We start from the raw sequence: 14,934 nt of genomic DNA, 5'->3' as shown, positions 1-14,934 counted from the left end.
ACCTTTATTTCCTGGTGAATAAATTTAATTTTGACACAAAATATAACAAGAAATGGCATTTAAACATTTATTTAAAGCAGAATTATGTTGGACATCCAATCAAGATTCAAAAGAAACAATCTCAAAAGTCTATAACAAAAGCCATCAAATTAAAATCGAAGGAAAACAAGTTTTAGATGTCTCAGCAGCCAAAGCATTCAAAGGCGATCCGGAATTATACAATCCCGAAGATTTATTGTTGAGCAGTTTGGTTTCCTGCCACATGATGTCCTATTTATATGTCTGCTCTCAAAATAAAATAGAAGTACTCGAATATTCAGACAACGCCGAAGCAACTCTTGAAGTCTCCGAAGATGGAAGTGGGCGTTTTACAAAAGTTCGATTAAAACCAAAAGTAAAAATCACAAATCCAGACCAAATTGAACTTGCTTTAAATTTACATTTTAAAGCCAATCAATTGTGTTTTATTGCTAATTCATGCAATTTCCCTGTTTTACATGAGGCGAGTTGTGACGTTTAAAGAAAGTTATTAAGTTGAAAACCAGACTTGTTAAATGAACTTACATATGTTATTGGTGAAAAATTAACCGTATAAAACCAAAAAAACCTCTTCCGTTAAGAAGAGGTCTTTGTACCCGGAGCCGGAGTCGAACCGGCACGGTTTCCCACAGGTGTTTGAGACCAGCGCGTCTACCAATTCCGCCATCCGGGCTTAGCAGACGAAAAAATAACTAAGTAAATCAATTATTTTAACGCAATAGAATAAGTGAATTATGATGTCATAACTGTGCTTATTCCTTTAACACGGTGCAAATGTAAAAAATAAAATTAAAAATTCTAATAAAAATACTTAAATTTTTCCTTTCAGTGTCCAATAAATTTTCTAAATTTGCACCTCGTTAAAACGAAGCACACACAACTAACTACAAAACAACAAATTATAATGTCGCACCTAGAACCAGAAGCTAAAATTTTTGCTTGTTCACAAAGTGTTTATCTTGCAGAAAAAATTGCAGAACAATACGGAATTCCGTTAGGAAAAGTAACGATGTCAACGTATAGCGATGGAGAATTTCAGCCATCATACGAAGAATCAATAAGAGGATTACGCGTTTTTATCGTGTGCTCAACATTTCCAACTGCTGATAATTTGATGGAATTGTTACTAATGATTGATGCAGCAAAACGTGCATCAGCCAGACACATTACAGCTGTTATGCCTTATTTTGGTTGGGCAAGACAAGATAGAAAAGATAAACCAAGAGTTCCGATTGGAGCAAAATTAGTAGCTAATTTATTAGATGCTGCCGGAGCGACAAGAGTAATGACAATGGATTTGCACGCAGATCAAATTCAGGGGTTTTTCGAAAAACCAGTAGATCATTTATTTGCATCTACAATCTTTTTACCATACGTAAAAAGTTTAAATTTAGACAATTTAACCATTGCGTCTCCGGATATGGGAGGTTCAAAAAGAGCATATGCTTACTCTAAGTTCCTGGAATCAGATGTAGTAATCTGTTACAAACAAAGAAAAGCAGCCAACGTTATCGACACTATGGAGCTAATTGGTGAAGTAAAAGGACGTAACGTAATATTAGTAGACGACATGATCGATACTGGTGGTACATTAGCGAAAGCGGCAGATTTAATGATCGAAAAAGGAGCATTAAGCGTTAGAGCAATTTGTACACACGCCATTTTATCAGGTGACGCATACGAAAAAATCGAAAACTCAAAATTAAGCGAGTTAATAGTTACCGATTCAATCCCATTAAAGAAAGAATCAAAGAAAATCAGAGTAGTGAGTTGTGCACCTCTTTTTGCTGAAGTAATGCACATGGTGCACCACAACAATTCCATCAGTGGAAAATTTATAATGTAAAAAGCAATATGTTTAGGCTTTAAGCCGTAAGCTATCCACTTTACAAAAAGCCTAAAGCCTAGTGCCTAAAGCTTATAGCAAACGAGAATATTTATTAATAACTATATTTTTTTTACAATGAAATCGATTACAATTAAAGGATCAGAAAGAGAAAGCGTGGGCAAAGTGTCAACTAAAGCCTTACGTAATGCTGGAGCGGTTCCTTGCGTGTTATACGGAGGAAATCAAGCAGTACACTTCTCAGCAGACGCTGCAGCGTTCAAAAACTTGGTTTACACTCCAAACGCACACACAGTTGTGATTGAGCTTGGAAAAGGAAAATCATTTAATGCAATTTTACAAGATATCCAGGTTCACCCTGTATCTGACAGAATTTTACACATTGACTTCTTTCAATTATTTGATGACAAAGAAATCACTATGGAAGTTCCTGTAAAAGTTGTAGGTACATCAAAAGGTGTTCTTGCAGGTGGTGTTTTACGTTTGAACACACGTAAATTAAAAGTTAAAGCTTTACCTAAAAATCTTCCTGATTTTGTTGAAGCTGACATTACTCCACTTGAAATGGGTAACAAATTATACGTTACTAAAGTTGGTTCTCCAGAATACAAAGTGATGCACCCAGAGAACACAGTTGTAGCTCAGGTAAGAATTTCTCGTGCTGCTATGAAAGCTGCTCAAGAAGCTGCAAAAGCTGCAAAAGCTCCTGCAAAAGGAAAGAAAAAATAATTTTTTTCAAATTCAATACAAAAGCATCAATCGAAAGATTGGTGTTTTTTTTGTTTTTAGAGGTTCTGAGTTGCTAAGATGCTAAGGTTCTAAGTTTTCATATGTCATGTTGAGCGAAGTCGAAGCCCTTTGCTGGTTTTTGGTTATTCTTTTTTTAGAAGCAGATATTTTAGGGTTTTTTCAAGACCCGACAAAGGTTCAAAGGTTCAGAGAGACACAGAAGGTATAGTTTACAGTATGTCAGGCTGAGGCGAAGTCGAAGCTCTTCCCAAAGTAATTTACTCCATATTGTCGGGCTTCTTGCGGACTTGTCCCGAAGTTTGGGCATCGCTCAGTCTGAAAAGTGGAGATGACAAAATAAAGAGTAAATAAAAAAAATCCGCGTAAATCCATTCAAATCCGTGTCATCCGCGTGCCATTCTTTGCAGTTAAAAGCAAATTATCTAATTAACAAATTGGCACATTCTCTAATTAACCTTATTTTTGTATCATGATAAAATGGATAACAAAACTGTTTTCATCAACACAAAAAGAAGAGAACATAGATAATATGAAGAAATATTTAATCGTAGGTTTAGGAAATATTGGTGCCGAATACGTAAATACAAGACACAATATTGGATTTAAAGTATTAGATTTTTTAGCCAAAAAAGAAGGACTTTCATTCGAAACCGTAAAACTGGGCGCTTTGGCCGAATATAAATTCAAAGGCAGAACCTTTTTCCTGCTTAAGCCTAACACCTACATGAATTTAAGCGGCAAGGCGGTAAAATACTGGATGGACAAAGAAAATATACCGTTAGAGAATATTTTGGTCATTACAGACGATTTAAACCTGTCATTCGGAACCATCCGTATCAAACCAAAAGGAAGCGACGGAGGTCATAATGGCTTAAAGAATATCAACTTGGTTTTAAATACTCAAAACTACACCCGTTTTAGATTTGGTATCAGCGATCAGTTCAAAAAAGGACAGCAAATCGATTACGTTTTAGGAGAATGGGACGAAGAAGAAAAAGCAAAATTGCCGGAACGTTTAGAAGTTTCTTCGGAAATTATCAAATCATTTGGAACCGCCGGTTTAGAAAATACGATGACTACATTTAACGGAAAGTAAAGAATTTCAGTTATTTAACTGTTAAATAATCAAATTATCAGTTAATTATATTCAATTATAACGAAATAGTATTTTCTATTCCAAAGTTAAATGTCTAAATTTGAAATAAATTATTATAAATCATAAAATCATAATATCATGGCTTTTGAATTACCACAATTACCTTATGCATATGATGCATTAGAACCACATATTGATGCTCGTACAATGGAAATCCATCATACAAAGCACCATAATGCTTATACTACAAATCTTAACGCTGCAATTGCAGGAACAGATTTAGAAGGTAAGACAATCGAAAATATCTTAATCAACTTAGATAAAACAAACGCAGCAGTTCGTAACAATGGTGGAGGTTTCTACAACCACAATTTATTCTGGACTGTAATGTCTCCAAACGGTGGTGGATTACCAACAGGTGATTTATTAGCTGCAATCGAAGATTCTTTTGGAACTTTCGAAGAGTTTAAAGCAAAATTTGCTAAAGCCGGAGCAACTCAATTTGGTTCAGGATGGGCTTGGTTAACAGTAAAAAAAGGTGGTAAACTAGAAGTTGTAGGTACTCCAAATCAAGATAATCCATTAATGCCGGAAGTTGCTGGTAACGGTGGAACTCCAATCTTAGGAATGGATGTTTGGGAGCACGCTTACTACTTAAACTACCAAAACAGAAGACCGGATTATATCGAAGCTTTCTTCAGTGTAATTAACTGGACAGAAGTAGCAAGAAGATATGCTTTAGACAAATAGTCTGTTTAAGAGGAGATAGAATAAAGAGTAAAGACAAAAGACGGATGGCTTGATCGCTATTCGTCTTTTTTTTTGTTACCATATTAATTATTTTCAACAATCTTTATTCTTTGCTCTATTTTCTTTCTTCTAGATTAGTTCTTCAACAATCTTTCTTCTCTAATCTTTACTCTTTTTTCTGCTTAATAAAAATAAAAAAGGCGGAATCTCTTCCGCCTTTTTTGCCCCAAATCTACCATATACTTTACCTACTAATGTTATGGTTCAGTAAATGTATGTTAGCTATTCTTATATAAAAAACTTTTCAGACGAATGGTCAATATATCCGATTAAGTAAGGAAAAGATAGGCTAAAGTGAATAGACTAAAGAGAATAGATTATAGAGGATGGAGTAAAGAGGATGGAGTAAAGAAGATGGAACAAAAAGAATAGAGTAAAAAAGATAGAATAAAGAGGAAAGATTAATGAAGGAAGAATATAGAGAATAGAATATAGAAGATAGAATATAGAAGATAGAATATAGAGAATAGAAGCAAGGGGAAAGAATAGAGGAGGAGAATTAAAGAAAGCGTTTTTCGATTGTTTGTCTATTCTCAGAGCTTTTAGTCTATTCTCTAAAAAAAAAGAAAATAAAAAAGGCGGAATTTCTTCCACCTTTTTTGCCCCAAATCTACCATAAACTTAACCTACTAATGTTATGGTTTAGTAAATGTATGATAGCTATTATCGTTAAAAAAACTTTTCAGATGAATGGTCAATATATCCGACCAAAAGAAGATAATGGCTTTAAATTGAAATGCTTGAGTTTATTCCAATAAAAAAGGTGGAATTGCTTCCACCCTTTTTGCCCCAAATCTACCATAAACTTAACCTACTAATGTTATGGTATCTCAAAAGTATTGTAGCTTTTCAATTTTACCAAACATATAGGATGAACGGCAAAAAAAACCGATGAAATGCACTAATTAACCTTTTGTTAGTATTTTTTTAATATGCTCTTGCATCTTTTCCTTCGTAGAAATTCATGAAAGCCCTGTTTACAACGCGATTACCACCTGGTGTAGGATAATCTCCCGTAAAATACCAGTCACCTAAATTTTTAGGGCAAGCAATATGCAAATCTTCTACTTTCTGGAAAATGATTTTTACTTCGGCATTAATTTCGGGAGAACTCAACATTTCAGCAATTTTATCTGAAATTTCTTCAGGAGTAAACTGATCGTAAATTGCCGTGACATAATTCACAACATCACTATCTAAATAGTTTTCCTGTGCTTTACATTTTGCATAAACTTCATCAACTATGTGATATAGATTTCTTTCTTTTAATAAAGCCAAAGCTGCTCTAAAAGCTACAAGACCTTCTAGTTTAGCCATGTCAATTCCGTAACAATCAGGGTAACGAATTTGTGGCGCCGATGAAACGATTACAATACGTTTAGGATTTAAACGATCCATCATTTTAATGATACTCATTTTAAGGGTAGTACCACGAACGATACTGTCATCGATAATAACAAGGTTGTCTGTTGGTTTGATCACCCCGTAAGTCACATCGTAAACGTGTGCAACAAGATCGTCACGGCTGCTATCCTCAGTAATAAAGGTTCTAAGCTTAGCATCTTTAATTGCAACTTTCTCAGTACGTATTTTTACAGCTAATAATTCCTGTAAAGTTTCGGCTGTAAGCGTGTTTCTGTTTGCTAAAATATAATTGTTTTTTCTCTGGTTTAAGAAATCCTGAGCAGCTTCGACTAAACCGTAAAATGAAGTTTCTGCTGTATTCGGGATATAAGAGAAAACAGTATTATCTGTATCGCTGTCAATTGAATCTAAAACTGCAGGTAAAATTAATTTACCTAAGTTTTTACGTTCCTGATATATTTCGGCATCACTTCCTCTTGAGAAATAAATTCTTTCAAAAGAACAGGCTTTTTTTACAGTTGGTTCTAAAATTTGTTCCATAGAAACTTTTCCGCTTTTTTTGATAATCAAAGCATTTCCAGGTTCAATTTCCTGAACACTATCAAAAGGTACATTAAATACAGTCTGAATAACCGGTCTTTCAGAAGCGACAACCACTACTTCATCATCCTGATAAAAGTAAGCCGGACGAATTCCTGCCGGATCTCTAAATACGAAAGCGTCACCATGACCTAATAATCCGGCCATTGCGTAACCTCCGTCTAAGTTTTTAGCAGAACGTCCTAATATTTTTGCGATGTCCAATCGGTCTGCAATTACCGGAGAAGCTTCTCTTTTAGAATAGCCTTCGGCTTTACAGTCCTGGTATAATTGCATTACTTCTTTGTCAAGAAAGTGACCTATTTTTTCCATTACGGTAACAGTGTCGGCCATTTCTTTAGGATGTTGTCCAAGCTCAACTAAATTTTCGAAAAGTTCTTTAACATTTGTCATGTTAAAGTTACCTGCCAAAATTAAGTTACGGTGCATCCAGTTACTCTGACGTAAAAATGGGTGAACACTTTCGATGCTGTTTTTTCCGAAAGTTCCGTAACGAACGTGACCTAAAAATAATTCTCCTATATAAGGTATGTTTGCTTTTTGTTTGGCAACATCATTTGCATATTCAGGATGAGAAGTCATCTCCTCATTGATACGCTCGTTGATTTGTTTAAAAACGTCCTGAATAGGCTGTGCGTGGTTCGAACGAACTCGGCTTATGTAACGCTCACCTGGTTCAACATCTAATTTGATGCTGGCAAAACCTGCTCCGTCCTGCCCACGGTTGTGTTGCTTCTCCATCATTAGATACATTTTTTGTATCCCGTAAAAAGCAGTACCGTATTTTTCTTTGTAATATTCAAGCGGTTTAAGAAGTCTAACTAAGGCTATACCACATTCGTGTTTTAAAGCGTCGCTCATTGTTTTTTGTATTTGTGTTGTTGTTGTAAAGTTGTGCGTAATAACGTAATAAAAAAGCCCCGTTTTATCGAGGCTTCAGGGCATTATATTTCTATGTCAAACTGAGTTAACGACTTAAACTGTTGTAATCGAATCGCTACTTCTGCTTTACTTAATGTTTCCATCCTTTCGGTTCCAAATTTCTCTACACAAAATGAAGCTAAATTAGATCCGTAAATAATTGCGTTTTTCATGTTGCCAAACGAGATGTTTTCGCTTTGCGCAATAAATCCTGAAAAACCACCTGCAAAAGTGTCTCCGGCTCCTGTTGGATCAAAAACATCTTCTAACGGTAATGCCGGTGCAAAGAATACTTCTCTGTTATGGAATAAAAGTGCTCCGTGTTCTCCTTTTTTGATCACCACATATTTTGGTCCCAATTCCTGGATTTTGTTAGCTGCTTTTACTAATGAATATTCTCCTGAAAGTTGTCTTGCTTCTTCGTCATTGATTGTAATTACGTCTACACGTTTTATTACGTCAAGTAATTCCGGAAGAGCACAATCCATCCAAAAGTTCATAGTATCTAAAACTACTAATTTTGGTTTTTTCTCCATTTGATCCAAAACACTGCTTTGTACTAAAGGATGTAGGTTTCCTAACATCACAACATCAGCATCTTTATAGTTTTGAGGAACTTTTGGTTGAAAATCAGCCAAAACGTTTAGTTCCGTTACAAGAGTGTCTCTTGAGTTTAGATCGTTGTGGTATAAACCGCTCCAGAAAAAGGTTTTTCCACCTTTTACAATTTCGATACCAGAGATATCAATATTTCTTGAAGTTAAAAGATCTAAATGTTCTTGAGGAAAATCGTCGCCAACTACTGAAACAATGGCCGATTGTAAGTTAAAAAAGGATGCTGATAAACCAATGTACGTTGCAGCACCACCTAATATTTTATCTGTTTTTCCGAAAGGAGTTTCAATCGCGTCGAAAGCAACCGTTCCAACAATCAATAATTTATTCATTTTATGAATTTCGAATTAGGGTGCAAAGATACTTCATAAGTTGCAATATTGCAACGGTTTAAGTTCTCAAAATTTTCATAAAAAAACAATATCGTTTTCGGGGCTAAAACTATTGTAAATGAATGAATTAAATTTGATTCCTCTGAGTGCTTAAAATATGTTTTTTGGATTTAAAATACAATATTTATTTTTGAAAAAAAGAGTTGAAGATTTTAGTTAGATTTGTTTAAATATCAAATTTCATTCATGAAGAAAATTATAATCTTATTAATGCTGTTTTGTTTTTTGATTTCCTGTGAAAGAAAAGAACCGAATTTTTCTGAAGAAATGATAGAGAAGTTGGCTCTTAGAGATAATGAAAAAAACGGATTTCCTATATTTATTCCTTACGGATTTTCAGATTTATATTTTAGGACAAATCATAATGAAATTTTATGACAACTGAGAATTATCTCTATGCGTCTTACAAGTTGTACTATTCAAAAAAATATAACTCTTTCAAAATGTTTTTAGAAACTTTTCTTAATGACGATTTTGTATTTGACGAAAAGTCTCCGCTAATTCTTGAACAGAAATTTAAATTAGATTCAAAAATAGAAAAAGAATATTGTGATTTAGGATTTAATAAATTTCTGAAAAAATATTCAAAATCATCAAAAAGAAAAAATGAAATTGAACTCAATAAATCAAATTTAAAAACTGATGAATATTTTACAATAAAGTATTTGTTTTATCTTAATAAATATGATGTAAGTTCCGATTGTTTAATTGGAATAGATTATCTCAGAAAAAGAGAAGATTCTTTCAAATAATTCTACAACTCATACTTCTTATCAAAATAATTCTTCAAAACCCCAATCTGAATTAATACCATAAACGGAACTACCAATAAAGCGTAAAGTACATTCGTAGAAAAATGAATTCCGGAAAATAGGGCAGAAGCTTTATCAGAATAGGTTTTGGCTATTTCGAAATTAGAAATGTCGTTATTGTAGTAAATAGCATAAGCCGTCAAAGCAACTAAACTGACACCAATAAATATCCAGGTTGTTTTAGAAATTAAAGGTTTGTAGGCTTTGATTTTGCTTTTTTCAGTCACTAAAACCTGAGACATTATTTTTGAAGTAAAGTCAAAAGATGGCGATTCCAAAGTGTTTTCGCTCATCATTCTCTCAATCAGATTTTCTATTTCTTTATCATTTTCTTTCATAACATTCTATTATTTCTGGTTCTAATTGCTTTTTCAAAATTACAGCTAATTTTTGTCGGCTTCTAAATAATTTTACCTTGACATTATTAGTGTTAATGTTCATGACTTTTCCTATTTCTTCTAAGCTCTGATCTTCAAAATAAAATAAAGTTAGCAGGAAATTCTCTTCACTCGGTAATAAATTCAAACAATTCTGAATGGTTTGCTTTCGTTCTTTATCTTCTAAAGCGCTCAAAGCATTATCCATCGTTTTTATTAAATGAGCCGAAAATTCATCTATCGATATATTGTTGTCTTCTTTTTTATTTTTTTTCAAACGATCTAAACACGTATTATAAGCAATCTTATAAATCCAGGTCGAAAATTTAGAATCTCCTTTAAACTTTACCAAAGAACTGTAAGCTTTAATAAAAGTGTCTTGTGCAACCTCTTCGGCTTCTTCTCTGTTTTTAATCATTTTAAGAGCCAATGTAAAGATCATATCTTTATAACGATCCACCAGCACGGCAAACGCATTCGCGTCGCCCTGTATAATTTTATCGATATAATGTTGATCGCTTATTGTGCTCATATTAGGTAAGACGACACGTTCTGTGTTTAGGTTACAAGAATTTTGAAAAAAAATAAATTACAATATTTTTAAAAATCCAAATTCCAACTTCGGAAGAAGAAGAAATGTATAGTTTAAATTTTAATCTATATGTGTATAGAACTTTGTCAAAGTTTTAAACTTTGACAAAGTTTAATCCCAATATTCATCTCGACGAAGGAGAGATCACACAAGTAATTCCACAAAGAAAGTTACCAATCGTTGTCGAGTTTCGCGTGTGATCTCTCTTTCGTCGAGATAACAAACAAGAAGAAAATATTGTTATGAAAATAATTATAAACTCAAAATTAACTCATAATCAGCAAGTTTTGGAATTTGGAATTTAAAATTTGGAATTTATTTTAAATTTCTTGTAACCTCAATTCAAAACATGTCGTCATATGGGGTATCAATCAATTATAAAAACATAAAAAATTATGGGAGCACAAATTTTAGTACCAATCAGTCTTTTCTTAATGATCTTCGGAATCGTCTATCTTATTTATTCAACAAGAAACAGAGAACGTTTAGCGCTTATAGAAAAAGGAGTCGATGCAAGTATCTTTTTAAAAGGAAGAACGAATGGAGTTCCGGCCTGGAAAATCCTTATTTTAAATACAGCTTTTCTTTTAATAGGTATTGGACTTGGATTTTTTATTGCTTTATTTCTTTCAACTTACACACAAATGAATTCAGATGTAGTGTATCCGGCAACAATCATCACGATGTCAGGAGTAGGTTTGCTGGTAGGATTTCACAGAGCTAAAGACTTAGATAAAGAATAAAAAAGTTGTAATAAAAAGAAGAACGCGCCAGAAGAAATGTTTCTGACGCGTTTTTTTATGATTTAGAACCAATGGTTTCGTAATAAGCATCTACCGAAAGGTTTTTTTGCATCGATGCCATTACGGCCAATTCGTCGCAGCGTTCGTTTTGTGGGTGATTGTTATGGCCTTTGATCCATTTAAAATCGACCTGATGTTTGCGGTAAATGATTAAAAAACGTTTCCATAAATCAGGGTTTTTTTTGCCGGTATAGTTTTTTTTCTCCCAGCCAAAAACCCATTTTTTTACAACAGAATCAATCACGTATTTAGAATCTGAAACTACCAAAACCTTCATATTAGGGTTTTTTAGTTTTTCCAGCCCTACAATTACCGCCAAAAGTTCCATTCGGTTATTAGTTGTCAAACGGAAACCTTCGTAGAATTCTTTTTTATATGGCGTTCCCACCAGTTCCATCACTACGCCATATCCTCCGTTTCCGGGATTTCCTTTCGCAGCGCCATCAGTATATATATGCACTTCGTGATTCATTGTTATTTTTTTTTCACCATATAAGTTATATAAGTTCATTTAAATAATGCAGCTTATATTTCTTTGTCAAGTATTAAAAGAGTTAATTAGAGTCCAATTTATATCTTCTTATATGACTTATATGTTTTGATTTTTTTTTGAAAGTTTAATCCTCTAATAGTCTCGAAATAATTTCCGGGAAATACTTTTGTTCCAATTTGTGAATCTTTTCGGCCACAGTTTCAGGGGTATCTTCTTCTGTTAGTGCTACATTTTTCTGGAAAATGATACCACCTTCGTCATAATGTTCGTTTACATAATGAATCGAAATTCCGGTTTCTTTTTCCTTATTATTTACTATAGCTCTGTGTATATGCATGCCGTACATTCCTTTACCTCCATAATTAGGTAAAAGCGCCGGATGTATGTTGATTATTTTATTAGGATATTTCTCGATTATATGATCTGGGAATTTCAATAAAAAACCTGCCAGAACTATCATATCCGGGTCGATTTCTTGTATTTTTTGTAAGATTTTACTTTCTAATAATTCACTTTTTGAGAAAATTTCGGTCGGAATTTGATGATTTTTTGCTCTTTCGATGACTTTTGCCGCAGCATTATTCGTAAAAACCGAAACGACTTTCGCAATTTTGGTTTTTGCAAAATATTTTATGATGTTTTCAGCATTAGTTCCTGATCCTGAGGCAAAAACAATAATTTTTTTCATAATCGAATGTAATTTTAGAATGCAAAAAACGGAATAAAAATCGAAAATAAATAGTATTAAAAGGGCTTTCTTGAAATTAATTTTATAAATTAGTGTTACATTTATAAACTAAATCGTGGTTTTAAAATAAAGTTTTTTATTTTTGCCAACAAATTAAATTCTAAAATTAAAGATTATGTCAGACATTGCATCAAGAGTAAAAGCGATTATCGTAGACAAATTAGGTGTTGACGAAAACGAAGTTGTAACAGAAGCAAGCTTCACTAATGATTTGGGAGCTGACTCATTAGACACTGTTGAGCTTATTATGGAATTCGAAAAAGAATTTGATATTCAAATTCCAGACGATCAAGCAGAAAACATTGCTACTGTTGGTCAAGCTATTTCTTATATCGAAGAAGCTAAAAAATAATAATACTGCACCCGAATTTTTTTAAAATTCCAAATTTGAATACCCAGATTCCAAAATTGGGATTTGTTTTTTAAAAAATTGGAATTTTAAGAAAATCGGGTGTTATTATTTTTTTAAAATTTAAATTTCGATTGGTTTTCAATCAAAAAGATATATTTATATTGTAATGCCCATGGCTCTTAAGTAAACAATACAGTTAAGAAAGCGTGGGTTTTATTTGTTTAAAGTACAAAATACATATTTATGACGTTAAAGCGAGTTGTTGTAACAGGATTAGGTGCTCTTACTCCGATCGGGAATAATATTCAGGATTATTGGGAGGCACTTGTGAATGGAGTTAGCGGAGCCGCTCCTATCACGTATTATGATACAGAGAAGCATAAAACGAAATTTGCCTGTGAAGTAAAAAACTTCAATATTGAAGATTACATGGATCGCAAGGAATCTCGAAGATTAGATAAATTCGCTCAATATGCTGTTGCTGCAAGTGATGAAGCTATTAAAGATGCCGGACTTACTAATGATAATATCGACAAAACAAGAGTGGGTGTTATTTGGGGAGCTGGAATTGGTGGTTTAGAGACTTTTCAGGATGAAGTTATTTATTATGCAAAAGGAGACGGAACACCAAAATTCAATCCGTTTTTTATTCCTAAAATGATTGCCGATATTGCTCCAGCACACATTTCGATGCGTAATGGCTATATGGGACCAAATTATACTACTGTTTCTGCATGTGCATCTTCTGCAAATGCATTAATCGATGCTTTCAACTACATTCGTTTAGGAATGTGTGATGTAATTGTATCAGGTGGTTCAGAAGCTGCCATTACTATTGCAGGTATGGGAGGTTTTAACTCTATGCACGCTTTGTCTACTAGAAACGAAAGTCCGGAAACGGCTTCAAGACCTTTTGATGCGACCAGAGATGGTTTTGTTTTAGGAGAAGGAGCAGGAGCTTTGGTTCTTGAAGAATACGAGCATGCTAAAGCCAGAGGTGCAAAAATTTATTGCGAAATTGGCGGAGGCGGAATGTCATCAGATGCTTACCACTTAACTGCACCACATCCGGAAGGAATTGGAGTTATTGCAGTAATGAAAAATACATTAAGAGATGCTGGAATGAACCCTGAAGATGTTGATCATATCAACACTCACGGAACTTCTACTCCATTAGGAGATGTTGCCGAATTGAAAGCGATCAGCGCTGTTTTTGGCGATCATGCAAAAAACATCAACATCAACTCTACCAAATCTATGACAGGACACCTATTGGGTGCTGCAGGAGCTATTGAAGCTATTGCATCTATCCTGGCTATGAAATATGGTATTGTGCCTCCAACTATCAATCATACGGTAGTAGATGAAAATATTGATCCGTCATTGAATCTTACCTTGAACAAACCTCAAAAAAGAGAAGTAAATGTTGCTATGAGTAACACTTTTGGTTTTGGTGGACACAATGCTTGCGTATTGTTTAAAAAATTAGTTGACTAATTTCTGTATATGAATTTTATCAAAAAAATATTTTCTAAATCCCGTTCTCTAGAAGACGGGATTTTTTTTGACACTATTCAGAAAATACTTGGTTTTGAGCCTGCTACAATCGATTTTTATAAGAAAGCTTTCACACACAGGTCTTCGAATAAACTAGACGAATCAGGACATCCAATAAATTATGAGCGATTAGAGTTTTTAGGAGATGCTATGTTAAGTGCTGTAATTGCAGCACATTTATTTAATAAAGCACCAAATGGCGACGAAGGTTATCTGACTAAAATGCGATCAAAGATTGTGAGTCGTGAGCATTTGAATGAGCTTGGTAAAGATTTAAATTTAGTTCGTTTTGTAGAAAGCAAAGTGCCCATTCAGCATTTTGGAGAAAATATTCATGGTAATATTTTCGAATCACTTGTAGGTGCCATTTATCTGGATAAAGGATATTCGTTTTGCGAAAAATTTATTCAAAAACGAGTTGTTGCTCCGTACGTTGATATTGCACGACTTGAAGGCAAAGTAATTAGTTATAAAAGTTTGGTTATCGAATGGTGTCAGAAAGAAAAGAGAGTCTTTCATTACGACATTTTTGAGGATAACGGTATTGACGGTCAGCGCTTATTTGGCGTTAAATTAAGTATAGACGATAAAGTAATCGCACGAGCGCGGGCAACTTCAAAAAAGAAAGCAGAAGAGAAAGCATCACAAAGAGCTTATTTTGCATTTCAGGAAAAAATAGACAAGAAATAGCTACAATTTTAGTGTAACTATCTTAAAGCTATAACGTTTTCGTTTATAAATTAATAAAAACAAGCACATCTTAACT

At 33.7% G+C, this 14,934-nt stretch carries 16 protein-coding genes and 1 tRNA gene; 10 read left to right on the top strand and 7 right to left on the bottom strand.

The annotated features are described in order from the left end of the window. Positions 1-52: 52 nt before the first annotated feature. Positions 53-520 (top strand): OsmC family protein, encoded by a 468-nt coding sequence (locus GIY83_RS19185; protein WP_194615115.1) that lies wholly within the window; start codon positions 53-55, stop codon positions 518-520. A gap of 112 nt (positions 521-632) precedes the next feature. Here the strand turns inward: GIY83_RS19185 and GIY83_RS19180 are convergent. Beyond that, positions 633-712: transfer RNA gene (locus GIY83_RS19180), tRNA-Leu, on the bottom strand. Positions 713-943: 231 nt separating this feature from the next. Here GIY83_RS19180 and GIY83_RS19175 point away from each other — a divergent pair. From GIY83_RS19175 to GIY83_RS19160, 4 genes are all read left to right on the top strand, one after another. Beyond that, positions 944-1,885, top strand: coding sequence for a ribose-phosphate pyrophosphokinase (locus GIY83_RS19175; RefSeq protein ID WP_065451678.1), 942 nt, complete (start codon positions 944-946; stop codon positions 1,883-1,885). A 117-nt stretch (positions 1,886-2,002) separates the two neighbouring features. Next, positions 2,003-2,614: a 50S ribosomal protein L25/general stress protein Ctc gene (locus GIY83_RS19170; protein ID WP_194615116.1), complete on the top strand. Its 612-nt coding sequence runs from the start codon at positions 2,003-2,005 to the stop codon at positions 2,612-2,614. A gap of 490 nt (positions 2,615-3,104) precedes the next feature. Continuing rightward, positions 3,105-3,731: an aminoacyl-tRNA hydrolase gene (pth, locus tag GIY83_RS19165; protein WP_208682904.1), complete on the top strand. Its 627-nt coding sequence runs from the start codon at positions 3,105-3,107 to the stop codon at positions 3,729-3,731. A gap of 138 nt (positions 3,732-3,869) precedes the next feature. After that, entirely contained in the window at positions 3,870-4,481 is a 612-nt protein-coding gene (locus GIY83_RS19160; RefSeq protein WP_208682903.1) for a superoxide dismutase, read from the top strand. Positions 4,482-5,468: 987 nt separating this feature from the next. Here GIY83_RS19160 and GIY83_RS19155 read toward each other — a convergent pair. Further along, positions 5,469-7,367 carry an amidophosphoribosyltransferase gene (locus GIY83_RS19155; RefSeq protein ID WP_194615119.1) on the bottom strand — a complete coding sequence of 633 codons (1,899 nt, stop codon included), beginning with the start codon at positions 7,365-7,367 and terminating at the stop codon, positions 5,469-5,471. Positions 7,368-7,450: 83 nt separating this feature from the next. Beyond that, the gene (locus tag GIY83_RS19150; protein ID WP_055097600.1) at positions 7,451-8,374 is read right to left on the bottom strand and encodes a PfkB family carbohydrate kinase; all 924 of its coding nucleotides are present in this window, start codon (positions 8,372-8,374) and stop codon (positions 7,451-7,453) included. Positions 8,375-8,877: 503 nt separating this feature from the next. Between GIY83_RS19150 and GIY83_RS19145 the strand changes: the two genes are divergently transcribed. Beyond that, positions 8,878-9,186, top strand: a complete 309-nt coding sequence (locus GIY83_RS19145) for a hypothetical protein (protein WP_208682902.1) — start codon at positions 8,878-8,880, stop codon at positions 9,184-9,186. Between the two features lie 2 nt (positions 9,187-9,188). On the opposite strand, the gene GIY83_RS19140 is transcribed toward GIY83_RS19145, so the two are convergent. Together GIY83_RS19140 and GIY83_RS19135 are read right to left on the bottom strand one after the other, a co-directional pair. Beyond that, positions 9,189-9,584, bottom strand: coding sequence for a hypothetical protein (locus tag GIY83_RS19140; protein ID WP_194615122.1), 396 nt, complete (start codon positions 9,582-9,584; stop codon positions 9,189-9,191). Continuing rightward, a complete protein-coding gene (locus GIY83_RS19135; RefSeq protein ID WP_194615123.1) occupies positions 9,571-10,155 on the bottom strand; it encodes an RNA polymerase sigma factor in 585 nt (194 codons plus the stop codon). Before GIY83_RS19135 ends, GIY83_RS19140 begins: the two co-directional genes overlap by 14 nt. 455 nt (positions 10,156-10,610) lie before the next feature. Between GIY83_RS19135 and GIY83_RS19130 the strand changes: the two genes are divergently transcribed. Further along, positions 10,611-10,958 carry a DUF6249 domain-containing protein gene (locus tag GIY83_RS19130; RefSeq protein ID WP_194615124.1) on the top strand — a complete coding sequence of 116 codons (348 nt, stop codon included), beginning with the start codon at positions 10,611-10,613 and terminating at the stop codon, positions 10,956-10,958. A 55-nt stretch (positions 10,959-11,013) separates the two neighbouring features. Here the strand turns inward: GIY83_RS19130 and rnhA are convergent, their stop codons facing one another. After that, a complete protein-coding gene (gene rnhA / locus GIY83_RS19125) occupies positions 11,014-11,490 on the bottom strand; it encodes a ribonuclease HI (protein ID WP_194615125.1) in 477 nt (158 codons plus the stop codon). A 145-nt stretch (positions 11,491-11,635) separates the two neighbouring features. After that, positions 11,636-12,199 (bottom strand): phosphoribosylglycinamide formyltransferase, encoded by a 564-nt coding sequence (purN, locus tag GIY83_RS19120; RefSeq protein WP_208682901.1) that lies wholly within the window; start codon positions 12,197-12,199, stop codon positions 11,636-11,638. A gap of 175 nt (positions 12,200-12,374) precedes the next feature. Here purN and GIY83_RS19115 point away from each other — a divergent pair, with 175 nt between their 5' ends. The 3 genes from GIY83_RS19115 (at position 12,375) to rnc (ending at position 14,858) form a co-directional block, all read left to right on the top strand. Then, on the top strand, positions 12,375-12,611 hold the full coding sequence (locus tag GIY83_RS19115; protein ID WP_007137004.1) for an acyl carrier protein: 237 nt from the start codon (positions 12,375-12,377) through the stop codon (positions 12,609-12,611). 243 nt (positions 12,612-12,854) lie between these two features. Then, positions 12,855-14,108 (top strand): beta-ketoacyl-ACP synthase II, encoded by a 1,254-nt coding sequence (gene fabF / locus GIY83_RS19110; RefSeq protein ID WP_194615127.1) that lies wholly within the window; start codon positions 12,855-12,857, stop codon positions 14,106-14,108. Between the two features lie 9 nt (positions 14,109-14,117). Next, the gene (rnc, locus tag GIY83_RS19105; RefSeq protein ID WP_194615128.1) at positions 14,118-14,858 is read left to right on the top strand and encodes a ribonuclease III; all 741 of its coding nucleotides are present in this window, start codon (positions 14,118-14,120) and stop codon (positions 14,856-14,858) included. The last annotated feature ends 76 nt before the right edge of the window (positions 14,859-14,934 follow it).

It is taken from the genome of Flavobacterium sp. SLB02 (assembly GCF_009664855.1).
Lineage (GTDB): Bacteria > Bacteroidota > Bacteroidia > Flavobacteriales > Flavobacteriaceae > Flavobacterium.
Note: the sequence above shows the minus strand (reverse complement) of the source record. Positions and strands in the feature narration are given on the sequence as shown.